This window comes from Paenibacillus sp. JNUCC 34, from assembly GCF_058269055.1.
This window is the reverse complement of record NZ_CM177770.1, coordinates 3,502,945-3,527,883: the sequence shown is the minus strand read 5'-3', so window position 1 is coordinate 3,527,883 and position 24,939 is coordinate 3,502,945. Positions and strand designations below refer to the sequence as shown.

The window sequence follows — 24,939 nt, the reverse complement described above, 5'->3', positions numbered from 1 at the left end:
TCAAAGGAGTGTACCATGTTATTAGAAGCAATCTATCACAGACCTAGGAATTCCTATTGCTATGCCTACGATGATAATCTCATTCATATCAGAATTCGGACCCAAAAAGATGACCTCGAAGGGGTTCAAGCCATCTACGGCGATAAATATGATTGGGACAATACCGTATGTGAAAAGGATCTTCATAAAATAGCAAGCGACGAATTTTTCGATTATTGGCAAGTAGAAATCGCACCTCCACATTTACGACTTAGATATGCATTCCACTTGGTATCCGGGGATCAAGCGTATTGGTACACGGAGAAAGGTTTTTGTAAAGAAAAACCGAATAATCCTCTAACCTTTTTCGATTTTCCGTTTATTTGGTCGCATGAGGTGTTAAAGCCGCCAGCGTGGGTAAAAGAGGCCGTATTTTATCAGATTTTTCCGGAGAGGTTTGCTAACGGTGATTTGAGCAATGACCCGGCAGACGTGCGCTCTTGGGAAGACACCCATCCGGGTCCGCAAGATTATTATGGAGGTGATTTGCAGGGTGTGTTAGATCGGCTAGATTACATCCATTCTTTAGGTGTCAACGCCATTTACTTCACCCCTATATTCGAAGCCAAAACAAATCATAAATACGATACGACAGATTATTTAAAAGTGGACCCCCATTTTGGAGATGTTAAGTTATTGAAAGAACTGGTACATGCGTGTCATGAGCGCGGCATTCGTGTCATCCTTGATGCGGTGTTTAATCACAGTGGTTATGACTTTGCACCCTTTCAGGATGTGATCGAGAACGGAGAGGCATCTAAATACCGAGATTGGTTCCATATTAAGCAATTTCCGATTACGCGTGAGCCAAGAGCATCGTATCATTGCTTTGCCTTTGAATCACATATGCCCAAGCTGAATACGGCTAACCCCGAAGTGCGAAAATACTTGCTGGACGTTGCTAAGTATTGGGTTACCGCATGCGATATTGATGGTTGGAGACTGGATGTGGCCAATGAGGTGGACCACGATTTTTGGAGAGAGTTCCGAAAAACATTAAAAGCACTGAAGCCTGATTTTTATATTTTGGGAGAGATTTGGCATGATGCTATGCCGTGGCTGGAAGGAGACCAATTTGACGCGGTCATGAACTATCCTGCAACGGATGCCATTATCGAGTTTTTTGCGAAGGATACCCTGGATGCGGAACAGTTCTCCTATCAAATCAATTGGCTCTTGGCTAATTATCCGCAGCAAGTAAACGAAGCAACCTTTAACGTTCTGGGAAGCCACGATACGCCGAGACTGCTCACAGTCGCACAGGACGAGAATAAATTAAAGCTGGCTGTACTGTTTCAATTCATGTTCCTTGGAACGCCCTGCATTTACTATGGAGATGAAGTAGGGATGACAGGGGGGGCAGACCCGGATTGCAGGAAACCAATGATTTGGGAAAAAGACAAACAAAACCACGAGCTTTTTGATTTCTATCAGGATATGATTTCCATTCGAAAGAAACATCGTGTATTTCAAGAAGGCTCATTCCATTTTATGTATGCCAAAAATAATCAGCTTGTCGTGCAACGAAAGATGGACAATGAACGAATCTACATTTGTTTCAATAACAGCAACCAATGGGAACAAGTTGATTTCAAAATTCATCAGGCCTCTTCATTCGAACAATTGATAGGCAACGGATCATACGAAATGGAAGGTGAGACGATTACCGTAAGTTTACCTGCATTCGGATGGATCGTATTAAAGACTTCTAATGGATTGGTTTGACAAAAGAATGGGGATATGGTTAAATCGACTTAAAAACTTAAACGTTTAAGTAGGGGCGGATTATCCCATGAAAAAAACAACAATAAAAGATATAGCAAAAGAAGCAAATGTATCGATCGCGACGGTTTCTTACATTTTAAACAATGTGAAGACACAATCCATTTCGGATGAAACGCGTGTTAAAGTTCTTAAAATTGCTCAACAGTTGAAATACGTGACAAACCGAACAGCCCAATCTTTAAAAATCAAGAAAACCGGATTAATTGGCATAATCTTGTTCAAAGAGGAAAAGCAGCATGTATGGTCTGATTTGAAATATGCGAAAACCATTTTCAAGCTTGAGCAGTTATGTAGCGAGTTAGGTTACCATGTCCTCTTTATGCAAATCGACAGCATGACGCCATCCAACAAGATTATTATGGAAAGAAATCTGGATGGTGCGTTCTTAATAAATGTGGATCAAGACAGATTCTCGACGATATCCAATTACTTTGGATTTGGGGTTCCCGTATTTGTAATGGATAGTTATATTGATAACTCATTGTTTCATAAAGTCCTCCCAGATTTTGAGCAAAGCTTTCATTTATCCCAGCGTTTACTTGGTGAATCCCCCCAATTTCTGGTTATGGATTCTTATAATAATGTGGAATTCGTGGAATTTATTCAGCAAAAATCAAATTTATCAGAAGACCAGATTTATGTCTCAGATAACACGGCTAGCAGCATGAATACGTTCTTGTCTCAATTTCCAGACAGCCCTGGAATAGTCGTGAACGAATTTTTGGCTAATGAAGTATACAATACGCATAAAAATATCACCGCCATATGCACATGCAATTGTTCGGAAATCCTGAGAGACGGCATGAATAAAATCATGTTCGATTTGAATGATTTTAAAGAAATTGTACGCATGATGGATCGCTACATTCAGGATGTGGATTACGTAAACAATGAGAAATTCTTCTTCTTGTCGGCCCACTCCTAATTATATTCGTTGAGGGAGAATGCCTTGTGAATTTATCGCGGTTAATTGCCATCAAGAACTTTTATTCCAGTATTCTTAATAATGAGAGAGATATGTTTATTTACTTACCTGATAGTTATGAAAAGAATGAAGAAAAACGATATCCTGTTCTCTATATGCATGACGGTCAACATATGTTTTTTACAGATCAAAAAGGCGAGTCTTGGGATATTCATACGACAGTGGATACACTGGTTTCTCAGGGGAAAATGAAAGAAATTATCGTTGTTGCCATCTCTCATGTGGAAGACACAAGAATATCAGAATATATGCATGCCAATCCAGAGGGACACAATATTTTTAATACGACCAATCAAGGCGAACTTTATGAGGAATTCCTCACCCAGGAAGTTAAACCTTACATCGATAAAGAATTTCGGTCGTTACCTGATAAATTTAACACGGCGTTAATGGGATCCTCCGCGGGTGGGCTCGTGTCTTACAATATAGGATTCCGTCAATCAGAGACCTTTGGTATGGTAGGTGCGCTATGCCCATTTTTTGTCAGTGTCGATCCGAGCACGATGGAAGATCGATGGTTAAGCCGTGTCTACACAGAAAAAAAGGATCTAAAAATATGGATGGATGTAGGAGATGCTGAGGGTTTTACCGTGATGGAGAAGCATGTGAGGCATGTGGCAGATAAACTTATTAGAAGCGGCTACCAGCCCGGAAATGATCTGATGTATTACCTTGCTGTCAATTCCGGCCACTCTCAAAAGGATTGGGCGGATCGGGTTCATGCGCCTTTAATCTATTTTTTTGGCGAAATAGGTACGCCGGTCCGTGTTGATTTGCATGGTCCTAAAGTTGTTGGCATAGAGGGGCTCAAACAAACATTAAATGCGGTGGTTCACTTTGATAGCGGATTTGTGATGACGGATTTAAATGCTACCTATGAAGTGGATGATCCCGATATATTGGAGGTAACACGGGACGGAAGATTAATCCCCAAAAAAGCTGGGAACACTCTCGTCACTTATAGAAATAATAACCTGAAAGCCCAATTAGAAATCACAGCTGTGCCTCATATTTCCGATACGGTCACCGTGAATCTTTTCGTTAAAGTGCCGGCATTTACGCCAGATACAGATATATTATATGCCGGTATAGAGTTGCCGAAGATTCAAGAAGGACGATATGGCGGCACGTTTGAGGTTCCCAGAGGCATTTCGTTTGAATTCCGTATTTCTCGTGGATTAGGCATGCATGAAACAGATATTCAAGGCAGAGAAATTCCATATCGAAAGTTTACAACGGATGATGGATTAATCCTGAATTACGAAGTAGATCAATGGGTAGATCTCATACCCGAGAATTGCAGAAGGTGATGAAAATGACATACAAGTCTAGTATTTTGAGGATTGAGAGTTTTTACTCGACGCATTTGGATAATGAGCGAGATATTTTTGTCTATCTGCCTCCTAGTTATGTGTACGACAAGAAGAAGCGATACCCCGTATTATACATGCATGACGGGCAAAATATTTTCCATCCCGCCTTTAATGGGTATTCATGGCATGTAGATTCAACCGTCGATCGATTGATTCATGAGCATAAAATGGAAGAAATTATCGTTGTAGGTATTCCTAACATGGGATTAGAGAGAGCCAACGAATATACTCATGATTTAGAAGGGGTGCTGTATCCACTAGATAAAGTTTCGATTGAGCCCAAAGGTCATCTATATGAAAAGTTTATCATTGAAGAAGTGAAGTCTTACGTGGATTCGGTTTTTCGAACGAAATCAGATCCTGAACACACAGCGTTGATGGGTTCATCCAGAGGCGGGCAAGTTACCTATCATATCGGGTTTCGTAAACCAGATATATTCGGTAAACTAGCTATCGTTTCCCCTTATTTTTACTGTGTAGACCCCATTTCACTCGAAGAAATCAGGCTTTATCATACTTTTACATCGAAGCAACCCCTATCCCAAATATGGATTGATTTGGGGAGCACGGAAGGTACTTTAGTCATGGAGAAGCATACCCGTACAGTGACTGAGGAACTCGTAGATTTAGGGTACGAAGCCGACACCCAATTGATCTATTTCAATGATCCTGGAGCTGCTCATGTGGAGAAAGATTGGGCAGCAAGATTATCATCTCCACTCATTCATTTTTTTGGAAGGAAAGGTGAAGCACGCTCATTATCGTTAATTGGTTGTGAAGAGGTTGGTATTGTAGGTCCTACAAGCCGACTGAACGCGATTCTAGAATTTGGGGATGCCTTTAAAATGTCCTTATTACGAGCGGCTTATAATGTGCAAGATCAAGAGATCGCGGAAGTATTAGCGAACGGAACCATCGTGCCTAAGAAAACAGGGGTCACCTCGGTAACCGTTAAATACAAGAACTTGGAAGCTATTACAGAGATTCGTGTTGTTGATGAGAAAAAAGAGTTTGTGACCTTGGACATGGTTGTTCATGTTCCGCCAAATACACCCGTCGATATGAAAATGTATGCTTGGTTTCCTCTGATTCATGATGCTAGCAAGGGTACGTACTACAATCAACTGCAAGTGCCTTTACATGCAGAATTTATCTACCAAATCAGTAGACAGGATGGAATCGTTGAGGTGGATTCGAGCGGCGAACCCGTTCAACATAAATTTAAAGCTTTAGAGGACACCACGATTGAAATTAACGTCGAACATTGGATGAGGAATGAAGCATGAAAAAATTAGGTATAGGATTTATTTGCGGTGCTATTTTCTTCACAGGGATTTCCGCAGCTGCATCGAACTTAACAGCGGATAACAAAAACTATAAACTATTTATTAATGACAAAGAGCAAGTCTTGAGTGAAAAGCCGGTTTCAATAAATGGTATGGTCTATCTTCCAGTTCGAGAAGTTGCAGAAGCTGTTGGATACGAGGTTGCTTTCGAAAATGGAAACATCAAATTGAACTCAAACAGGAATGATCAAAAGAAAGAGGGTTCCACTTCTAGCGACAGGAATATGAAATTGCAGAAAATTCCTATTACCAAAAAAATGAAAGATGTTGAAGTTACTGTACATGCCATTAGGCTTACAGAAAGTACGACTGACTTTGAAGTCACGATCAAAAACAATACAGACAATGAGAACATCACACTTGATTTGCCCAGAACACTCGTAGAGGCGAACGATAATGTCGCGGGTAAACAGTCTGAAACCGCGGGAATATCTCCTGTAAATCCTGATTTTGGCACGGTTACAATTAAACCCAAGAAAGAAATACATGGTTGGGTAAATGCTAAAGGTTTGGTGGAGAAAAAAATAGACAACGTAACCTTGCAACTTTCGCTTCATGGAAAAAGTAAAAAAAGAACATTTACCTTCCATATCGATTGTAAGGATATGAAGTTTCGCACGCTTTAAAAGAGGATGGATCGCTAAATGATCGGATCTAAGCAAGAGACACTAGACACTACCGTACAGTATGAGGTAGTGTCTTTGTGTACTTGAATGAAATAATGCCAAAAAATACCGATAAATAGCGTATACGTATAATACAGTCAACTGGTATGAGTTAAATGAAAAAACGTTGATAGAGCGAGACGAGAGAATGAGACAAAGGAAGGAGCGAATAAGTAATGGAAAGGAAAGGCGATGAAAATGCTTCTAATAAAAGGGAGTCTCAGCTCATTGAGGAACTGTCAGGATCACAATTATCGGCTCTAGAATATGTTTCGAATTACGCGCAAGGCCGAAAAAATGAAGCGACTCGAGCCATCCATGAAATTCTTCAAATGTCTAATATAGAACGGGAAGCTTTTGAAGATGCGGTTGCCAAAATAAAGTCGCATGCGAGGATTGCGCTTCATTTCCATCCAGACAGACTAGACCCGGCAAAGAAAAGTGTTGCAGAGGCATTATTAGAGCAGGGAGTGTACAAGAGCCAATTTGAAACATTACTATCGAATGGCAGCGTATCAGCTTACCCCGGCGGTGAACGAGATTTGTGGGAGAAGGACCTTTTTGGAGGGGCATATCAAAAAGAAGGCTCGACGAACAGCCAACGTCCCAAATATGGCGCGCTTGATCTGATGCTGCATCCAGATGGGCCGGCTCCGCGTTTTGGCTCATGCTATTTCCTTTTATCTCCGAAAGTTTCTTATGGCCAATCGTAATCTCAATCACTACATTGAAGCCCAAGTTCATGGGGACATTAGTCTGAAGGAAGATGTGGAAATCCTAGTAGCCGATCCTTCATTCAAGGGTACTCCTATAGGACGAATCTTAGAGCAAATATGCTTACAGTATTCCATCCAACTCTATTGGCACATGGGGTTCGCGATGGGGGTAGATGAAGTTCCAGTAGATTTTCGAGGTCCATCGATGCCTTCCTTGGCGAAACGCATTTCACAAAACGATTATATAGATGTTGGCATGATTGGGTCTGCCGCAATGGACGTGAAGCGCAACCCGCCTGCTTGGAGTGACCGAGGAACCGATAAAGAAATACTTCAGGAATTAAAACTCTTATGGCATGTTTTGGTGAGGTATGGAAAACCGCTCCGAAATTTTAAATTGTGAGATGTTCATCAATTATTTAGAAGCTTCTGCGATAGGATGCAGGAGTTTTTTTGTTTGGCAACATAGGAAGGCGCATAAGAAAATATGGATCGTTCACTCTCCATTCATACAGGAATTTGCAAAAAAATGGGTCATTCACCGTCTATTCCTTATTTTGTTCATACCCATGGGACATGGTATAAAATATTTTAATTGTCACGATTTCGTGACAATGGTATTATTTCCTTAACGGAGTACCATTACTTGGAACATAGATGGAGGAATATATGGAGCATCTATTGTGTTTTCAGGTCATTTTATCGAATGGGGAAAGACTGTGGCCCGCATCTATTTTTCCTGCTCGGGACGAGATCATGCCGTTAAAGGATTTACAAATGGTTCGTAAACTCCTCGATCGCGATGAAAAAGTAAACATTTCTGTTATTTCTTATGATGTTCAAGGGGAGAGGTTGCAAGACCATAGACAGGTATTTGCGAAAGATGAGCTCTCTATGATTCAAGGTCCCATTCCATCTTTTCCTCCGTATGGCATCAGCGTTAATGAAGTATTCGGTTTATCCGAAGCGGCTCGACTGTGGGGAATCGAAGGCGGGGGAGCGACCATTCGTAAAGCTCTAGAGCGTGGTGAGTTTAGTCCAAGTGAGATTCGTAAATCGGATGGGATATTGCTTGTTACTTTTTCTGGAATGCAACGTAGATATAATGCAGTGATGAAAAACCAGTGGATGGAGATACACACTTATTTCGTTCAAGAAGGAGCAATCCTAGAAGAATCTGAGAACCCTCATGGTTCACATAACAGCTCATTGTCGACCATTGCACGACGTCATCGCAAGGCATCTGAAATCTAATATACCCTCGTTCATTTTAACTTGTCCTGAATATTTGCAGAGGAGGATTGAATGTTGTCTAGTACAAATGTGATCAAACTAATAGGTCTTATGCTTATCGTAGCTGTAGTTAACATCCTCGTACTCTCACCTGGGTTCATAGGTGTGCAGATCGGAACAAGCGCCCTCTCAACAGCAACGGGTGTTACATTATTATTTGCCAGCGCATGGGTACTTGTATACGGAATCTATCATTTACTGTTTAAGAAACCCGTCATGATTCCTGTGAAAGAAATCAAAACGTACGAAGAATATGTCGAAAATCTATCTCAATATCGGCATGTAAAAGGAATTGAAAGTGATATAAGTTTGGCCTTAGAACAAATGGAGCGAATGCAGAAGAGGAAGAGTACCTTGATCCATGTTCTGAAGCAGCAATTTGAAGAAACGGAGCTGAGTTTTAAGAAGTTCGCATCCGTATCCCAAGAAGTTGAGAATCTATTCTACCTGAATATTAGGAGTATATTGAACATCCTTCGTATCTTTGACGAATCCGAGTTCAATCGTATTATTCAACGCAAGTCATCTGGTTTTTCCACAGAACTTCTCCAGAAAAAAGCAAAGGTATATGACGATTACCTCTCATCCATGAAAAGCTCAATTTCCAATAATGAGGAAATTCTATTAAAGCTCGATCGACTTCTATTAGAAATATCAAGCTTAGACAATATTGAACCAGGAGACATTGAACAACTGTCTTGCATGCAGGAGTTAGACGCTTTAATCAAGCAAACAAAATACTATAAATAGTGTGAGGTGCAGCGAATGACTGGAAAGCGTAAATTTCTAGTATCTATCTTGATTGTGGTTGTCGTATTTATCCTTGTCTATCTTGGAGTGAACTTTACCTCGAACCTGGGGAAAACGAAATCGCAGGTTACTTCTGAAGACGCAGGGAAGCAGCTTAACAAGCTTTACTCCAATATTTCCGTGACGACCGAAACACCTGTGAAAGGTCAAATCGATATTAATCCAGCAGATGTTGGCGAGACACTGCCGGATATTTCGAAGTTCCCCATCACAGTAAATAACACGACCAATAATTTTGTGGAGATATTCTCTTCAACCGAGAAGTCGGGAACAGGAATTGATGGATGGCTAGTGGATGTCGCAACAGAATTTAATAATGCGAATATCCAAGTGAATGGGAAGCCTGCTTCTGTCAAGATTCGTAATATTGCCTCCGGTACGGCGGCTGACTATATTAAATCCGGCAAATATATACCTGATGCGTTTACCCCTTCGAATGAGTTATGGGGAGAAATGGTTAAGGCGAGCGGGGTTAAAACACAGCTTGTATCCAAGCGGCTCGTAGGAAACGTTCCTGGTATTGTTATTTCAAAAGCCAAACATGATGCTCTTGTAGCATCTTATGGATCTGTGAATGTCAAAACAGTTACGGAAGCGATCGCAAATAATGAATTCAGCATGGGCTATACAGATCCTTTTGCAAGCTCAACAGGTTTAAACTTTCTTGTAACAGCGCTCAATACGTTTGACAGCTCGAATATCCTTAGTGATAAAGCCGTCCAAGGATTTGAGAAATTCCAAGCGAACGTTCCGTTTCTTGCTTCGACAACCATTCAAATGCGCGACGCTGCGAAATCGGGTATGCTGGATGGCTTTGTGCTGGAATATCAAACCTATCTCAACACAGATGATTTAAAAAGCGGGTACGTATTTACACCTTTTGGCATAAGACACGACAGTCCACTGTACGCGCTTGGTGATCTCCCGAAGGACAAATTAGATGTGATTAAGAAATTTGCTGAATTTGTGACACAAGATAAATATCAAAAAATGGCTCAAGAAAAAGGATTTAATGAGTTAAACGATTATAAATCAGAACTCGCTGTCGTAGAAGGTGGCCTACTTTCATCCGCACAAAAAATATGGAAAGAAAAGAAAAATGGAAGTAAACCGATTGCAGCTGTTTTTGTAACAGATGTATCAGGCAGTATGGCCGGTGAACCCATTAATCGATTAAAGGAATCGCTTCTAAAAGGACAAAAATATTTGGGGAAAGACAATAGCATCGGTCTTGTTTCTTACTCCAATGATGTAACCATTAATTTGCCGATTCAAAAGTACGACACGACACAGCAATCCATGTTCGTTGGTGCGGTGAATAGCCTACAAGCGGACGGAGGTACAGCTACATTTGATGGAATTATTGTTGCATTAAAAATGCTCGAAGATGAGAAAGCCGTCAATCCATCGATTAAGCCGATGATATTCGTGCTAAGTGATGGCGAGACCAATCGAGGACACTCCCTCAAAGATATCAAGGATCTCGTTGCAACCTACAAAGTTCCGATCTACACCATCGGCTATAATGCAGATATTCAAGCGTTGCAGAACATCTCGAGTATTAATGAAGCAGCAAGTATTAATGCAGATACAGATGATGTTGTCTATAAAATTGCGAACCTGTTTAACGTTCAAATGTAACTCTAATCTAAAGGAGGATCCCTATGTCATTTTCGATGGAAGTTGTGAGTCCGGAAGAAATTCAAGCAGCTATTGAGCAAGAGGTTAAACCCGTTCCCGAAGAGGTGGCTAAACTTCAAGCGTTAGCTGAATCCAATGTCGCCTCAATCATGAATCTAGATCTAGATTCGCTGGAGAAGCGGAAAGAAATCCTGCAATCGATTGACAGTTTCGGCATGAATACCATGAGAACTTCCTCAGGTAAAAACAATTTACTGCAGGTTTCAGTAGGTAACCTTTCCAAAACCGGAGATGAGGGCGGTCAAGTAGCGAAGGGCTTAACTGAATTGCATATACAATTAAAGGATCTGGACCCTAGCATCATCGATTTTACGAAAACAGGATTATTAGGTAAATTATTCAATCCATTACGCGCTTATTTCTTGAAATATCAGAAAGCTGACGCGCTGATTGCGGATATCGTCGTCTCCCTAGATAAAGGGAAAACAACCCTGAAGAATGACAATACGACGCTCGAGATTGAACAACAAGCGCTACGCGATTTGACCAAAAAACTACAAAAGGAAATCGAGCTTGGTACATTGATGGACACATCCATTGAATCGCAGATCGAAGCTGCAAAGGCTCGCAATGAAGATCCAGACAAAATTCGCTTCATTACCGAAGAGGTCCTATTCCCACTTCGTCAACGGGTGATGGATATGCAGCAAATGATGATCGTCAACCAACAGGGAATTATGGCGATTGAAGTGGTCACTCGTAACAATAAAGAATTGATTCGAGGCGTGGACAGAGCTAAAAACGTGACAATCTCAGCCTTAAAAATTTCTGTAACGGTAGCTAGTGCACTGTACAATCAAAAGATCGTATTGAAAAAAATTGAACTTTTAAACCAAACGACGAATGAGTTCATCTCTGGAACTTCCAGGATGTTGAAAGATCAAGGAATTCAAATTCATAAGCAATCTCTCCAAGCCAACATCTCAGTAGAGACCTTGAAACAAGCGTTTACCGATGTATTATCCGCACTAGATTCAATCAGCACCTACAAACAGGAAGCACTTCCTAAGATGCGCGAAACGATCGACCAGTTCCGGGAACTAGCGGATAATGGTGAACAGCAAATCCAACGTTTAGAAAAGGGGCAAAAACTGGGTTTGTGATTATCTATTGTGGAATCCCTGGTACGGCGGACTTGGCGTAGGTATCCCCGGCATGAGTGGCTTCAGCCGACAGCGGGAGCCGAGAAGTGTGACTTGGGCAGAGCGGACCGATGTGCACGGCAACGTCTGGAAGGGACTCCTAATGACAACTGTCATCGAGAAGCAGGAAGCGAATCGGGGGATCACGATCGACCAGCATTACCTTATGCTGCACGGTGTCCCTGTTCTCTGTGTGCTGCATACGGTGACTAACAAAAGTGGCCTTGTTCTGCCGCATTATTCGCTTTCGGATGATAATTTCTTCAAGCCTTCGCACGAAAAGGAGACCTCACATGCCGATCATTGACATTCATATTCATCTGTCGGACATCGACAGCTTTCATCAAACAGCGATTGATCAGTCTAAAGTAGATTACACTGCCGCAGGCCTTAAGGCGGAGTTTGATAAGAACGACGTCATCCTCGGCATTGGAATGGGCGTCACGGAGCAGACGAAGGGAGCCTTTCCCGATTCCAATTCACCCAATCCGATGGGCCTCGACTTGGAAAACAGTGTTCCGCCATTCTTAATGGAATGCGTCGGCATCAATCCGAACTTGCTCACCGGGAAGCATGCTCTGAAGGAGCTGGACCGGATCGAAGCGCGGCTGCAAGCTCCCGAGGTTGCAGGAATCAAGCTGTATGCCGGTTATTATCATCATTACGTCTATGACAAAATCTACACACCAATCTATGAGTTGGCTGCCAAGTACAGCATGCCCGTGGTGATTCATACCGGCGATACCTACTCGATGAACGGTTTACTCAAGTATTCGCATCCACTTACCTTAGATGAATTGGCCTACCAGCAGCGCGGCGTGAACTTCATGATTTGCCATCTGGGTGATCCCTGGGTGATGGATGCCGCCGAAGTGGTGGCCAAGAACCCGAATGTCTACGCCGATTTGTCCGGACTTGTCGTCGGCGATCGGCCCCATTTTGAACGGTTCATGAACGAACCGCTGTTTATGGACCATTTTCGCCGGGCGCTGGTGTACTGTGATCATTACGAGAAATTGTTGTTCGGAACCGACTGGCCGCTCGCGCCGATCGAACTGTATGCAGAATTCATCCGCAGGCTCGTGCCTGAGCAGCATCACGAGAAGGTATTTTACGAGAATGCCTTTGGACTGTTTCCTCGTATTCAGGAGCGGATCGCGGCGCTCTGAGACCATCGGCATCAGCAGAGCCAGGGCACAATGAGTGCAGGAGAATGAAGGTTAAGATAACAAGCCATCCCCTTAGATAAAGCGAAGGGGATGGCTTATTTTTTGGTCAAAGTATAACTAGTTGTAAGGCTTGCAAAACCAGCAACAATGTGAATTGTTTCACGACATCATTCCTTGGTTTCCCCTAAGATATAAATAACTATACTTAGGGTGTTTTTTGAATTAGGGGGGCTGGTATGAGATATTCCATCGGAGAGTTTGCAACCATTACCGGTGTTTCGACGGATACTTTGCGGCTGTATGAGAAGCAGGATATTATAAGGCCGCTTAAGGATCATAGCAACAATTACAGGTATTATAATGATCTGGATGTTCGCAGCTTGCTGATGAGCAGATGGTATCGGAGCATGCAAATTCCATTGTGTGATGTTTCCGAACTTATCAACGGCGGGACCTCGCATCAAGTCATGGACAAAATTGAAGAGTCCAAGCTCAATCTGGAGGAACAAATCCGCAAGAGTACACTGCTCTTAAATAAAATGAACGAGATCCAGGCCGAGCTAGGCCAAATCGAGGAGAGACTACAAAAATGCCAGATCAAGCAATTGCCGGGCAGATACCGGCTCAAGCAAACGAATCAGAATCGTTTATTGAAAGAGCCTTTTTTAAAAGGAGTCGTAAACGAATGGATGGAGCTGCTACCGTTTACCTTCTTTTGCTTCCGGATTGAGAACTGGAATGAAACGCCGGATAACGATATGTTTGAGTATAGCTGGGGAGTTACTTTGACGGAAGAAGATTTGATGAATTTGAATGTTGGGATCAGTGATGGCGTGGAATACCTTCCTCCGGTCCGCTGCCTGTCTTCGGTGATTCGTACTCCAGCGCAGGAAAACTTCTCGGTCAATTCTTTTCGGTTTATGCTGGATAAGTTGGCTGCAAAAGGGCATAAGGTTACAGGCAATATTACGGGGAAATTATTGCTGAACGAATATATTCAGGAGGATCCTGGTTCCTATCTTGAAATTAACATTCCTTTTTAGATACTATTAGAGGTTGTTCAAAAAGTCCGCTTTTGATAAGAAAACCTTTAATCGAGGCCACTTCAAGGATGAGCGACCGCGATTCAAAGGTAGGTTTTCTTGCGATATAGAATTTCATCAGCTCCGCTAATAACTTATAAATTCTATATCTAACACGAAGCGAATCAGGAAGCAACTCGGCATCGAATCTTGAATTCAGCCGGGCCTAAGCAAATGCTTACGAAGTATGTTTCCTCCGGAAACATCTCAGGTGCTCACGTACCCAAAACAGATGCTCCCGAAGAAGTTTTCTATGAAAACGTGCAGCTCCGCTCCTCAGTCCCTAGCTTCATCCAACCTTCTCGGTGCTTAAAACCGATCTTTTTGAACTCGCACTATAATTTATGTCTCATCACCCAGATTGCGAATGATGTTGCAGATAGCAAAGCGAATCATTAATCTCAAGGTACGCCGGATTTTTTTGACTGACTTTGAGAATTATTTCACATAATCTTCATTGACCTTGGTGTTACACCAATGTTTACGATTTGGGTGTAGCCTTGAGCAACGAGAGAAGAGGGGCTGCGATAAACAATCACAGGGAGGACAATAAGTGCGAAACAAATCCGGAGTTAAATTCACGATGATTTCTCTATGCCTGGTCTTGATTTTGACGATGCTGGGCGGCTGTAGTGGAAATTCGAATTCGAACAAGTCGAAATCAGAAGGAGCGGTTAATAGCAATTCTGAACAGTCTTCGTCAAATGGGAAGGATATGGCAACGATGATGTCCTTTACTCCAGGGACCTATACGGCAGAGTCCAAGGGTAAAGAAGGAATTATTAAGGTTGAAGTTACATTTACTGAAGATGAGCTTAGCGATATTAAAGTAGTAAGCCAAGGAGAAACCGCAGGGATTGGCGATGCTGCGATTGATACCTTGAAGGAACAAATCATTGATGGCCAAACATTGGCAGTAGATGCCGTATCCGGTGCTTCCGAGACGAGTGCAGGATTGTTAGCCGTTGTCGAAGATGCCGTTAAACAAGCTGGCGGAGACGTTGAAGCCTTCAAATCGAATGCCGTGAAAAAAGCTGGCGAAGGCAAAACGGAGCAGCTCTCTGCAGACGTAGTAGTCGTAGGTGCAGGGGCGTCCGGTGTATCTGCAGCCGTATCGGCAGCAGACAAGGGCGCAAAGGTCATTATCGTTGAGAAAACGGCAACCATCGGTGGTGCGAGCAACCTGTCCTGGGCGGGTAAATTCTATAATTCTTCCGCATCTATCAATGAGGGGCTGAAGATTAGTGTTGAGAAGGAAATAGCTGATTGGATATTTAACAACCACTGGCGTGTTGACGCAGCTGCGATCCGCCAATATGTGACGAAATCAGGCGACACATATGATTGGTTGGCGAAAAAAGGCTACCAAACAACGTTTCTGAATTTCGCTGGTGAGCCTCTGCACGTGCTTCCAGCTTATGATACTCGTCAGGAATTACTGAGAAACATGCTGGCAGAATCGGTAGAGAAGAACAGTGGTCAAGTTATTACGGAGACGACTGCCAAGAAGCTTATTACAGGATCTAATGGTGACGTAACCGGTGTTGTTGCAGAGAAGAAAGACGGAACAACTCTGGAAATCTCGGCGAATAGCGTAGTTATGGCAACAGGCGGCTATGCGGCCAATAAAGATATGGTTAAGGAAGCTTTTGGTTTTGAAGGAATCAACGGTGGTTTGGGACAAAATGTCGGCGAAGGTCTGAAAATGGCTTGGGAAGCCGGAGCTAAGGTTCCAGACAATTTCGGTGGTCAAATGCTGCACCAAACGCTTGCAAGAGCGACTGATAAGCTGAAAGAGAATTATTCTTCCTTTGAAGCTAGCTACCCGCTGATGCTTAGCTATTTGCCGAACTTCATGAACGTAGGTCCGTCCGGTGCGAGATTCCGTGATGAAGCAACTACGCTGGAAGCGGTAGCGGCAGCGAACACAAGTGCATTTAATGGAGCTTATCATATGGTCATCGTATCGCAATCACAAATCGATACTTTGACTGCTCAAGGCATGAACGGCGTAAAAGCACCGAAGCTCCCAGGCATGCCGCCAGAATTCTATGCAGATTTTCAGGACCAATTCAAGCTAGATACCCCTTGGAAGGATGCGCAGAAAGTATTTGATACGATGGTGGAGAATGGTGATGGCTTTAAAGGCAATACAATCGAGGAGCTTGCTGAAAACGCCGGCATGGACGTCACAGTCTTTAAGGATGCTTTCGATAAATACCAGGAAGCCATCAAGACAGGTGTGGATTCCGAATTCGGCAAAACGAAGGAATATTTGCAATCAATGGGTGAGGGCGGTCCATACTACGCTATCATCGCTGAGATCAATAACCTTGGTTCGGTAGGCGGTCTGCTCGTTAATACCAGTTTCCAAGTGTTAAATGATGATCGTGTACCAGTACCAGGCTTGTTCGCCGTAGGTTTGGAATCAGAAGGCGTGCTGTACAATGATACGTATGTTGGTAATGGCGTGGGTATCGGTTACTCCTTCACTTCCGGACGACTTGGCGGTGAGAGTGCGGCAGCCAAAGCGCTGGCAAAATAATAAAACCATTGCTGACTATTGAAATATTAGCATAGTACTAGAAGCGGCCCTTTCTATCTTTAATGATAAAAGGGCCGTTTTGCGGACATTTGCTGCCGCGTGTATGGTGAAAATTTCCAGGAACTTAATATACAATGCGTCAAATTAACTTTGTATATTTGATGAGATTACACGAATAATAATGCTTGTGAAAATAATACAATGTGAGGGAAAATTCTTGCCTAACGAAAATTAACCAATCTTTGATAAAAACAAAATCCAACGCGGTCCCACCATTGTGAATAGCCGAATGTCGGCGCAAAGAGGCTTTTAAAGGAATCGATCGTTTAAAGGTCTCTTTTTGCCAATTACTACTTGGAGGTGCCTCATATGGAGAAAATTTCCATAAAGACTAATGTTTATCTAGGAGAGCGCGCGATGAATCGCCTGACGGTTTGGCAGAATAAACGGATTTTTATCGTCACAGATCCGTTCATGATCAAGTCAGGGATGATAAACATGCTGTATGAACGGCTGCATGAAAGCAATGAACAATACATTTTTAGCAATATCGTGCCTGATCCGCCACTCGAGATTGTGACAGAAGGCGTAGAGGCGCTCGGTTCGTTCAAAGCTGATCTGATAATCGCGATTGGCGGAGGATCGGCAATCGATGCGGCCAAGGCAATGAAGTTTTTTGCAAAAAAAATATTGGATCAGCACGATATTCCGTTCGTCGCTATTCCGACAACGAGCGGAACAGGATCAGAAGTCACGTCTTTCTCCGTTATCAGCGACAAGAGCAAGAACGTCAAATATCCGATTGTGTCCGATGATATGCTGCCGGAAGAAGCGATACTGGATCCAATATTAGTGAAAAGTGTACCGGACTTCATTACCGCTGATACGGGAATGGACGTTTTGACCCATGCGATTGAAGCATATGTATCGACAAAAGCGAACGATATTTCCGATGCTTTGGCGGAGAAGGCGATCAAGCTGGTATTTGCTTATTTGCCAAGAGCCTATAAGGATGGAAACAATTTGGAGGCGCGCGAGAAAATGCATAACGCTTCATGCTTGGCGGGAATGGCGTTCAACATAACTTCACTTGGACTAAATCACGGTATCGCGCATGTGGCCGGAGCTAAATTCAAGATTGCGCATGGGCGGATGAACTCGTTGTTGCTGCCTCATGTAATTGAATTCAATGCTGATTACAAGCCGGGTTACAGCAAAGAGGGGAGCAATGAAACGGCGGCCAGATATGCTGAGATCGCCAAGAACTTGGGTCTGTCGGCTCCGAACGCCAAGAGCGGCGTGCGTAGTCTTGTGCAGGCGATTAAGCATTTGCAGAAACAATTAGGAATGCCGCAAACGCTGCGAGAATGTAACGTGGAGTTAAGCATACTAGAAGAGAGGAAAGAAGAGATTGCTGAAAGTGCTCTGAAAGATGGTTGTACGGTTACCAATCCACGTGTTCCCTCTGCTAAGGATGTCGTTGGCATATTGAACAAAATGTTCCAGACTTAAAAGAGGTTGTTCAAAAAGTCCTCTTTTGAACACGCAATAAAGTTCATTCAATAAGGAGATAAAGCCGTTTCTTCTTGCTGCTAATTCACCAGTTATCTTTCAAAGAGATGGGATGATGGTATGGACCAACAACACAACGAAAAACAACGTGTAATTCAAGAATATGTTCCAGGGAAACAGGTAACACTAGCTCATATCATTGCAAATCCTAGCCCGGATATATACAAGAAGCTGGGATTAGGAAACGATGTGCATGCTGCTATTGGCATTATGACTATTACGCCGAGTGAAGCATCAATCATTTCGGCCGACATAGCAACCAAAGCAGCTGGCGTGCAGATCGGCTTCGTTGACCGATTCAGCGGTTCGCTAGTCATTACAGGTGATGTATCCTCCGTAGAATCTGCCATTAATGAAGTGCTGGTTGGCTTGCAGAATATTCTCGGATTTTCAGCTGCGAAGATAACGAGAACATAGGAGACGGTGTTATGAGGAAGATTATTTTTGCCGGAAGCACCGGATCAGGCAAGACGACGTTGTGCCAGCGATTGCATGGTCAGGAGATGGCCTATAAGAAAACGCAAGCCGTCGAAAATTTTGAGCAAGCTATCGATACGCCGGGAGAATGTATTGAGAACAGGTATTTATATAAAATGCTTCTTGTTTCTAGCGTTGATGCAGATGTTATCGGGCTTGTACAAGACTGCACAAAAGAAGAAAGCTATTTCCCGCCAGGCTTTGCGACGATGTTCGCCAAACCGGTCATCGGAATTGTGACTAAGGTGGAGCTGGCTCAGTCAGATGAGGACATTGCGAAAGCGCGAGATTATCTGCAAGCGGCGGGAGTGGAACGCATTTTCGAGGTTTCGTCTATGGAAAATGTAGGTGTGGAAGAGCTGGAGGCTTATTTGAAAGTGTAAGAAGCTCCTTTTAGGCATTCCATGCCAATGAGAATTCGCAGCATACAAACAAATATAGATCGACTACGGGGTGTATGCAATTGAATGGGAAAATTGTAATAGTCGACGACGAACCTATTACAAGAATGAATATTTGTGGGATGTTGGAAGAAGCGAACTACAATGGAGTAGACGAAGCTTCTGATGGTTTTGAGGCTATTGAGTTATGTAAAATGCATCAGCCTGATCTGGTCATTATGGATGTTCAAATGCCAATTCTGAACAATAGTGTCCTGCATTCGATCATTGATCAGTTGGAGGATGCCGTTCTTTTATTTGACAAAAACGGCTTTGTAAAGCTCAAGAACATAAAGGCAGACGCATATTACCGGCGGCTAGGTTATTTGGAAGACATTCAGGGATTGCATTATGACAATCTGTCTTTGGATCAGACGACCTTTTTGGGTGTTATGAAGGAATATTATTCGTCTCCTTCTAATTCGCTAGCTAAAGAAGTGAAGATAGCAAGCTGCAATTATCAAGTGAAGAGGATTTTTATTGCAGAACGGGATTTCCGTGTCGGCGTCATCATACATGATGTAACTGAAATTAAGGATAAGGAAGCGCAGATCATTTCCAAATCGGTTGCAATTCGTGAAGTTCACCACCGGGTTAAAAACAATTTGCAAACAGTAGCTTCATTACTCCGTATTCAAGAGCGACAGAGCGAAAGCCCGGTAGCGAAAAGGTACTTAAACGAAAGCGTCAGCCGGGTGTTGGCCATTGCGTCAACTCATGAGCTGTTATCAAGGGAGATCAAATCGCATGTTGATTTGCTTGGCGTCATTCAGCTTATAGCCACCAATATTCAACGCTGTTTTGAAGATTGTAAAAATATCCATATCGAGATGACAGTGGAGCAGAGCATCTGCTTGGACAACGATCGCACCGTAGCGATTGCATTGATTGTCAACGAGCTTTTGCAAAATAGCTGCGAACATGCATTTGGAGATGGTATGGACGGCACGATTACGATAAATGCACAGTTAGAAGGCGACTTGGTCACCATGGAAGTGGTGGATAACGGAAAAGGATTTTCCGTTGCAGATGGTTCGTTCGAGAGCTTGGGGTTGTCCATTGTAGGCAGCTATGTGAAAGACAAGCTGAAAGGAAAGTTAGTCATTACGTCGAGTGGTGACGGCACGACCGTTGCGTTTACTTTTAAAAAATGAATAGTCAGGCTACAAAGGCGTAGTCGCATAAGCAATGTGGCTTAAGGTTATAAATTCCCGCTATTTGGGGGTTAGTTATAACTTTGAGCCTTTTTGTTTACATGTATGTGGTATCAAGTGATGGAGGTGAGAGAAGTGAACGAACAATTGTTGAGCGTAGGTATCGATATGGGGACATCCACGACGCAGCTTGTGCTGTCGAAGCTGCATATTCAGAACCTGGCATCCTCGTTTTCGGTGCCCCGCATAGTTATAACGGATAAGGAAGTGGTTTATCGGAGCGATATTTGCTTTACGCCCGTGCTGGCGGACAACCGAATAGATGTGCAGCTAATTCAGGAGTTCGTACAAGAGCAGTACCGCAAAGCCGGCATTCGCAAGGAAGAGATTCAGACTGGTGCCGTCATTATAACGGGCGAGACTGCCCGTAAAGAAAATGCCAACGAAGTGCTGTTGTCATTAAGCGGCTTTGCCGGAGATTTCGTGGTTGCCACGGCTGGCCCTGACTTGGAAAGCATCATTGCCGCCAAAGGTGCGGGAGCTCATACATACTCCAAGGAGTATTCCACTTCCATTGTCAATATCGACATTGGCGGTGGTACCAGCAATCTGGCGTTGTTCTCTGGGGGCGAGCTGCTGGACACGGGATGTCTCGATATTGGCGGGCGTTTGATTAGAGTCAATCCAGAGACGCGCGAGATTACTTATATCGCACCCAAGATCAAATTGCTGGCGGAGCGAAGGGGAATACAGTTGACCCTTGGCCAGCGGGTAACACCGACCGTTCTGGAGCCGATAATCGGGGAGATGGTCAAACTGCTTGAAGAAAGCGTCGGTCTGCGGCCGCCAGACGATTTCTACGACACCATCATTACAAACAAAGGGTTGAAGCTGGATCGGAATATTCCGTGCATCTCCTTCTCAGGTGGGGTAGCCGACTGCATCTATCAGGAAGTGGAGGGTGACGTGTTTCAGTATGGGGACATCGGGATCTTGCTCGGCAGGGCAATCGCCGATTCCCTGCTGACTCAGCGGATGACTGTAGCTAGACCAGCCGAGACGATCCGTGCAACTGTCGTGGGGGCTGGCTCCCATACGACCGAAATTAGTGGCAGCACGATCACTTATACGGAAGAGAGCTTTCCGATCAAGAATATTCCGATTCTGAAGCTCGCGGCTATGGATGAATCGGGGAGCGCTGAGGTGCTGGCGCAAGCCATTGCCGACAAATTGAATTGGTTCAAGCTGAACAATGATCTGCAGCGGGTCGCCATTGCGCTGGAAGGGAAGAGCAATCCAAGCTTTCTTGACGTGCAGAAGTATGCTCATGGACTGCATCAAGGAATGGCAGAGCTGTTGGAAAGGGAGTACCCGCTTATCGTAATTGTCTATCACGATATAGCGAAGGTGCTGGGTCAGACTCTTTATGCCCTGCTTGGTTACAAGAAGGATGTCGTATGTATCGACAGCATTCAAGTTGATAACGGAGACTATATTGACATTGGCAAGCCGATCGCAGGCGGCAAAGTATTGCCCGTCGTCGTAAAGACTCTCGTGTTTAACTAACCTTAAGAGGTAGTTCAAAAAGTCAGCTTTTGATCACACACTTTAAGTAGAATTTGGAAGGAGGATCTTTTGTGATTTTGAAAACTAAACTGTTTGGTCATATTTATCAATTCAAAACACTTATGGATGTCATGGCAAAAGCAAATGAGGAAAAATCGGGTGATAAGCTTGCCGGGCTAGGAGCTGAATCGGCAGAAGAGCGTGTTGCAGCGAAGGTAGTTCTGTCCCAAATTAAGATGTCGGACCTTCGCAACAATCCTGCGGTTCCCTATGAACAGGATGAGGTTACCCGAATTATTCAAGATCAAGTAAATGAACGCATTTACAGCGAAATTCAGAACTGGACCGTGGAAGAATTACGGGAATGGATTTTAAACGATAACACGACGGAAGCTAACATCAAGCGTGTATCACGTGGACTTACAGCCGAGATGGTAGCAGCAGTTACCAAAATTATGTCCAACCTTGATCTGATATACGGGGCCAAAAAAATTCGGGTTACGGCTCACGCCAATACGACGATTGGACGTTCAGGTACTTTGTCTGCTCGTCTGCAGCCGAATCACCCTACTGATGATACCGATGGCATTATGGCTTCCTTAATGGAAGGTTTGACCTTTGGTATCGGTGATGCGGTACTTGGACTTAACCCGGTGGATGACTCCGTGGAGAGCGTCATGCGCAACTTGAAGCGTTTTGAAGAATTCAGGCAAAAGTGGGATATTCCTACGCAAACATGCATCCTGGCACACGTAACGACTCAGATGGAGGCTGTAAGGCGCGGCGCACCAACAGGCCTCATCTTCCAATCGATTGCAGGCTCGGAGAAGGGCAATACAGCATTTGGTTTCAACGCAGCAACGATTGATGAAGCACAGCAACTTGTTATGCAACATGGACAGGTGACAGGTCCGAATGTGATGTATTTTGAGACGGGACAAGGTTCTGAGCTGTCTTCCGAAGCCCATCATGGGGTCGATCAAGTGACGATGGAAGCGCGATGCTATGGATTTGCCAAAAAATATAACCCGTTTCTCGTCAACACTGTGGTCGGTTTCATCGGTCCCGAATTTTTGTACGATGCGAAGCAGGTCATCCGTGCTGGTCTGGAAGATCACTTCATGGGCAAACTGAGTGGCATTTCGATGGGGTGCGACGCTTGTTATACGAACCATATGAAGGCGGATCAGAACGATCTGGAAAATCTGGCTGTCCTATTGTCAACGGCGGGCTGCAATTTCTTTATGGGTATCCCGCATGGCGACGATGTCATGCTGAACTATCAGACAACCGGTTATCACGAGACTGCAACATTACGTGAACTGCTTGGGCTGCGTCCGATCCGTGAGTTTGAGCAATGGATGGAAAAGATGGGCTTTATCGAAAACGGCAAGCTGACTAAAAAAGCCGGAGACGCATCTGTGTTTCTTAAGTAGGAAAGGAGGAAGCTCTTATGAATGAAAAAGACCTAAAATCGATGATTGAATCAATTCTGATGGAAATGGTAGGAGACAAGTCGGAGGAAGCCACTAAGTCTGCGAGTACAAAGGCCCCTGTCCAACATGCCGCGGTCAATACGGTCTCTTCTGGATATTTGCAGAACAAAACAGCTGTAGAAGAGCAAGAAGACAGCGGAGAATGTCTGGACGATATTACGGAAATCAACCTTCGGAAGCTGCTTCTGGTACCAGAGCCAGCGGATCGAGAGGGATACCTCAAAATGAAAGAAAAAACACCCGCCCGCCTTGGAGTTTGGCGTGCAGGCCCGCGCTATAAGACGCTTACGTCATTGCGATTCCGTGCTGACCATGCCGCTGCCCAAGACGCTGTGTTTTCCTATGTATCCGAGGAGTTTGTGAAGGAAATGAACTTAGTCGCTGTCGAAACGCTGTGCCGGGACAAGGATGAATATATTACTCGTCCGGATCTGGGCCGTCAGTTCTCTACAGAGACACTTGCCTATATTAGGCAAAATACAGCCCAACAGGCCAAGGTACAGTTAATGGTCGGAGACGGTCTAAGTTCGGCAGCGATTGAAGCTAACCTGCGCGACATCATACCTGCTATCTCGCAAGGGCTCAAGATGTATGGCATCGAAGTCGGCGACATTCTGTTCGTCAAGCATTGCCGAGTTCCTTCCATGGACGTAGTCGGAGAAGTCACCGGAGCGGATGTAGTTTGTCTACTCGTTGGCGAGCGGCCTGGGCTTGTAACGGCCGAATCGATGAGTGCATACATCGCTTATAGACCGACAATAGGCATGCCAGAAGCGAGACGTACTGTAATCTCGAACATTCACTCGGGAGGTACTCCGGCGGTAGAAGCGGGGGCGCATATTGCCGAATTGATTAAGACGATGATAGACAAACAAGCTTCGGGTATTGATTTGAAAATATAGCAATGCAAGGAGGCTCGTATGAGAAACGAACACATTCATGCAAAAGTGTTGGGCGTGAAGCTCATTTCCAACGTAAGTCCTGACATGGCTGACAAACTGGAACTGAAATCTCGCTACAAAAGTCTAGGGATCATTACTGCTGACATTGACGATGTCACTTATGCAGCGCTAGACGAAGCAACTAAAGCAGCTGACGTAGATGTTGTATATGCAAAAAGTATGTATGCCGGCTCGGCCAATGCTTCCACGAAGCTGGCGGGCGAGGTCATCGGCATTCTGGCAGGTCCAAGCCCAGAAGAAGTACGCAGCGGCTTGAATGCCGCCGTTGAATTTATCGCTAGCGGCGCTCATTTTGTCAGTGCGAATGATGATAACAGCATCCCTTATTTTGCCCATCTAGTCTCCCGCACAGGAACATATTTGTCCCAGACCGCCAATATTAAAGAAGGTGAAGCGCTAGCGTATTTGATCGCGCCTCCGATGGAAGCGATGTATGCGATCGATGCGGCGCTTAAGGCAGCCGATGTGTCGATTGCTACCTTCTTCGGGCCGCCTTCCGAGACTAACTTCGGCGGTGCTCTGCTGACGGGCAGCCAATCTGCCTGCCAGGCGGCATGTGACGCTTTTGCAGCATCAGTGCAATTCGTCGCAGACAGCCCGATGAGTTATTAAGGATAGCTG

Annotated in this window: 21 protein-coding genes and 2 pseudogenes; all 23 read left to right on the top strand. The window is 44.1% G+C overall.

Going from position 1 to position 24,939, the window contains the following annotated elements; all coding sequences use genetic code 11:
* Nucleotides 1-15 precede the first annotated feature (15 nt).
* The gene (locus AC2TF5_RS16455) at nucleotides 16-1,764 is read left to right on the top strand and encodes an alpha-glycosidase (RefSeq protein WP_491298174.1); all 1,749 of its coding nucleotides are present in this window, start codon (nucleotides 16-18) and stop codon (nucleotides 1,762-1,764) included.
* A 67-nt stretch (nucleotides 1,765-1,831) separates the two neighbouring features.
* Nucleotides 1,832-2,749, top strand: coding sequence for a LacI family DNA-binding transcriptional regulator (locus tag AC2TF5_RS16450; RefSeq protein ID WP_491298173.1), 918 nt, complete (start codon nucleotides 1,832-1,834; stop codon nucleotides 2,747-2,749).
* A gap of 26 nt (nucleotides 2,750-2,775) precedes the next feature.
* On the top strand, nucleotides 2,776-4,119 hold the full coding sequence (locus AC2TF5_RS16445; RefSeq protein WP_491298172.1) for an alpha/beta hydrolase-fold protein: 1,344 nt from the start codon (nucleotides 2,776-2,778) through the stop codon (nucleotides 4,117-4,119).
* Nucleotides 4,120-4,124: 5 nt separating this feature from the next.
* Nucleotides 4,125-5,468: an alpha/beta hydrolase gene (locus AC2TF5_RS16440; protein ID WP_491298171.1), complete on the top strand. Its 1,344-nt coding sequence runs from the start codon at nucleotides 4,125-4,127 to the stop codon at nucleotides 5,466-5,468.
* Nucleotides 5,465-6,154: a stalk domain-containing protein gene (locus AC2TF5_RS16435; RefSeq protein WP_491298170.1), complete on the top strand. Its 690-nt coding sequence runs from the start codon at nucleotides 5,465-5,467 to the stop codon at nucleotides 6,152-6,154. The genes AC2TF5_RS16440 and AC2TF5_RS16435 overlap by 4 nt, the downstream gene beginning before the upstream one ends.
* 215 nt (nucleotides 6,155-6,369) lie before the next feature.
* A pseudogene (locus AC2TF5_RS16430) lies at nucleotides 6,370-7,312 on the top strand (DUF3626 domain-containing protein).
* A 266-nt stretch (nucleotides 7,313-7,578) separates the two neighbouring features.
* Nucleotides 7,579-8,163 (top strand): helix-turn-helix domain-containing protein, encoded by a 585-nt coding sequence (locus AC2TF5_RS16425; RefSeq protein WP_491298169.1) that lies wholly within the window; start codon nucleotides 7,579-7,581, stop codon nucleotides 8,161-8,163.
* A 51-nt stretch (nucleotides 8,164-8,214) separates the two neighbouring features.
* Nucleotides 8,215-8,952 carry a hypothetical protein gene (locus tag AC2TF5_RS16420; RefSeq protein WP_491298168.1) on the top strand — a complete coding sequence of 246 codons (738 nt, stop codon included), beginning with the start codon at nucleotides 8,215-8,217 and terminating at the stop codon, nucleotides 8,950-8,952.
* A gap of 15 nt (nucleotides 8,953-8,967) precedes the next feature.
* Nucleotides 8,968-10,653, top strand: a complete 1,686-nt coding sequence (locus AC2TF5_RS16415) for a vWA domain-containing protein (RefSeq protein WP_491298167.1) — start codon at nucleotides 8,968-8,970, stop codon at nucleotides 10,651-10,653.
* A gap of 23 nt (nucleotides 10,654-10,676) precedes the next feature.
* Nucleotides 10,677-11,816 (top strand): toxic anion resistance protein, encoded by a 1,140-nt coding sequence (locus AC2TF5_RS16410; RefSeq protein ID WP_491298166.1) that lies wholly within the window; start codon nucleotides 10,677-10,679, stop codon nucleotides 11,814-11,816.
* Nucleotides 11,817-11,823: 7 nt separating this feature from the next.
* Nucleotides 11,824-12,162, top strand: a complete 339-nt coding sequence (locus AC2TF5_RS16405; protein ID WP_491298165.1) for a hypothetical protein — start codon at nucleotides 11,824-11,826, stop codon at nucleotides 12,160-12,162.
* Nucleotides 12,149-13,024: an amidohydrolase family protein gene (locus AC2TF5_RS16400; RefSeq protein ID WP_491298164.1), complete on the top strand. Its 876-nt coding sequence runs from the start codon at nucleotides 12,149-12,151 to the stop codon at nucleotides 13,022-13,024. The genes AC2TF5_RS16405 and AC2TF5_RS16400 overlap by 14 nt, the downstream gene beginning before the upstream one ends.
* Nucleotides 13,025-13,260: 236 nt before the next feature.
* The gene (locus AC2TF5_RS16395; protein WP_491298163.1) at nucleotides 13,261-14,067 is read left to right on the top strand and encodes a MerR family transcriptional regulator; all 807 of its coding nucleotides are present in this window, start codon (nucleotides 13,261-13,263) and stop codon (nucleotides 14,065-14,067) included.
* A gap of 592 nt (nucleotides 14,068-14,659) precedes the next feature.
* Nucleotides 14,660-16,651, top strand: a complete 1,992-nt coding sequence (locus AC2TF5_RS16390; protein WP_491298162.1) for an FAD-dependent oxidoreductase — start codon at nucleotides 14,660-14,662, stop codon at nucleotides 16,649-16,651.
* 369 nt (nucleotides 16,652-17,020) lie between these two features.
* Nucleotides 17,021-18,163, top strand: a complete 1,143-nt coding sequence (locus AC2TF5_RS16385; RefSeq protein WP_491298160.1) for a 1-propanol dehydrogenase PduQ — start codon at nucleotides 17,021-17,023, stop codon at nucleotides 18,161-18,163.
* Nucleotides 18,164-18,283: 120 nt separating this feature from the next.
* The gene (eutS, locus tag AC2TF5_RS16380; RefSeq protein ID WP_491298159.1) at nucleotides 18,284-18,640 is read left to right on the top strand and encodes an ethanolamine utilization microcompartment protein EutS; all 357 of its coding nucleotides are present in this window, start codon (nucleotides 18,284-18,286) and stop codon (nucleotides 18,638-18,640) included.
* A gap of 11 nt (nucleotides 18,641-18,651) precedes the next feature.
* Entirely contained in the window at nucleotides 18,652-19,083 is a 432-nt protein-coding gene (locus tag AC2TF5_RS16375; protein WP_491298158.1) for a EutP/PduV family microcompartment system protein, read from the top strand.
* Between the two features lie 74 nt (nucleotides 19,084-19,157).
* Nucleotides 19,158-19,344, top strand: a pseudogene (locus AC2TF5_RS16370) (response regulator); the annotation flags it as partial.
* Nucleotides 19,320-20,294 carry a sensor histidine kinase gene (locus AC2TF5_RS16365; protein ID WP_491302916.1) on the top strand — a complete coding sequence of 325 codons (975 nt, stop codon included), beginning with the start codon at nucleotides 19,320-19,322 and terminating at the stop codon, nucleotides 20,292-20,294. The pseudogene AC2TF5_RS16370 and the gene AC2TF5_RS16365, both read left to right, overlap by 25 nt.
* Nucleotides 20,295-20,429: 135 nt before the next feature.
* Entirely contained in the window at nucleotides 20,430-21,860 is a 1,431-nt protein-coding gene (gene eutA / locus AC2TF5_RS16360; protein WP_491298157.1) for an ethanolamine ammonia-lyase reactivating factor EutA, read from the top strand.
* A gap of 71 nt (nucleotides 21,861-21,931) precedes the next feature.
* On the top strand, nucleotides 21,932-23,296 hold the full coding sequence (locus AC2TF5_RS16355) for an ethanolamine ammonia-lyase subunit EutB (RefSeq protein ID WP_491298156.1): 1,365 nt from the start codon (nucleotides 21,932-21,934) through the stop codon (nucleotides 23,294-23,296).
* 17 nt (nucleotides 23,297-23,313) lie between these two features.
* The gene (gene eutC / locus AC2TF5_RS16350) at nucleotides 23,314-24,258 is read left to right on the top strand and encodes an ethanolamine ammonia-lyase subunit EutC (RefSeq protein WP_491298155.1); all 945 of its coding nucleotides are present in this window, start codon (nucleotides 23,314-23,316) and stop codon (nucleotides 24,256-24,258) included.
* A gap of 18 nt (nucleotides 24,259-24,276) precedes the next feature.
* Nucleotides 24,277-24,930, top strand: coding sequence for an ethanolamine utilization microcompartment protein EutL (gene eutL / locus AC2TF5_RS16345; protein WP_491298153.1), 654 nt, complete (start codon nucleotides 24,277-24,279; stop codon nucleotides 24,928-24,930).
* Nucleotides 24,931-24,939 lie beyond the last annotated feature (9 nt).

Excerpts from the sequence above, each read along its gene's own strand:
- AC2TF5_RS16455 (WP_491298174.1), top strand. The coding sequence starts at position 16 with ATGTTATTAGAAGCAATCTATCACAGACCTAGGAATTCCTATTGCTAT.
- AC2TF5_RS16385 (WP_491298160.1), top strand. The coding sequence starts at position 17,021 with ATGGAGAAAATTTCCATAAAGACTAATGTTTATCTAGGAGAGCGCGCG.
- AC2TF5_RS16415 (WP_491298167.1), top strand. The coding sequence starts at position 8,968 with ATGACTGGAAAGCGTAAATTTCTAGTATCTATCTTGATTGTGGTTGTC.
- eutS (WP_491298159.1), top strand. The coding sequence starts at position 18,284 with ATGGACCAACAACACAACGAAAAACAACGTGTAATTCAAGAATATGTT.
- AC2TF5_RS16375 (WP_491298158.1), top strand. The coding sequence starts at position 18,652 with ATGAGGAAGATTATTTTTGCCGGAAGCACCGGATCAGGCAAGACGACG.
- eutL (WP_491298153.1), top strand. The coding sequence starts at position 24,277 with ATGAGAAACGAACACATTCATGCAAAAGTGTTGGGCGTGAAGCTCATT.
- AC2TF5_RS16425 (WP_491298169.1), top strand. The coding sequence starts at position 7,579 with ATGGAGCATCTATTGTGTTTTCAGGTCATTTTATCGAATGGGGAAAGA.
- AC2TF5_RS16435 (WP_491298170.1), top strand. The coding sequence starts at position 5,465 with ATGAAAAAATTAGGTATAGGATTTATTTGCGGTGCTATTTTCTTCACA.
- AC2TF5_RS16420 (WP_491298168.1), top strand. The coding sequence starts at position 8,215 with ATGTTGTCTAGTACAAATGTGATCAAACTAATAGGTCTTATGCTTATC.
- AC2TF5_RS16400 (WP_491298164.1), top strand. The coding sequence starts at position 12,149 with ATGCCGATCATTGACATTCATATTCATCTGTCGGACATCGACAGCTTT.
- AC2TF5_RS16450 (WP_491298173.1), top strand. The coding sequence starts at position 1,832 with ATGAAAAAAACAACAATAAAAGATATAGCAAAAGAAGCAAATGTATCG.
- eutC (WP_491298155.1), top strand. The coding sequence starts at position 23,314 with ATGAATGAAAAAGACCTAAAATCGATGATTGAATCAATTCTGATGGAA.
- AC2TF5_RS16410 (WP_491298166.1), top strand. The coding sequence starts at position 10,677 with ATGTCATTTTCGATGGAAGTTGTGAGTCCGGAAGAAATTCAAGCAGCT.
- AC2TF5_RS16440 (WP_491298171.1), top strand. The coding sequence starts at position 4,125 with ATGACATACAAGTCTAGTATTTTGAGGATTGAGAGTTTTTACTCGACG.
- AC2TF5_RS16365 (WP_491302916.1), top strand. The coding sequence starts at position 19,320 with ATGGATGTTCAAATGCCAATTCTGAACAATAGTGTCCTGCATTCGATC.
- AC2TF5_RS16395 (WP_491298163.1), top strand. The coding sequence starts at position 13,261 with ATGAGATATTCCATCGGAGAGTTTGCAACCATTACCGGTGTTTCGACG.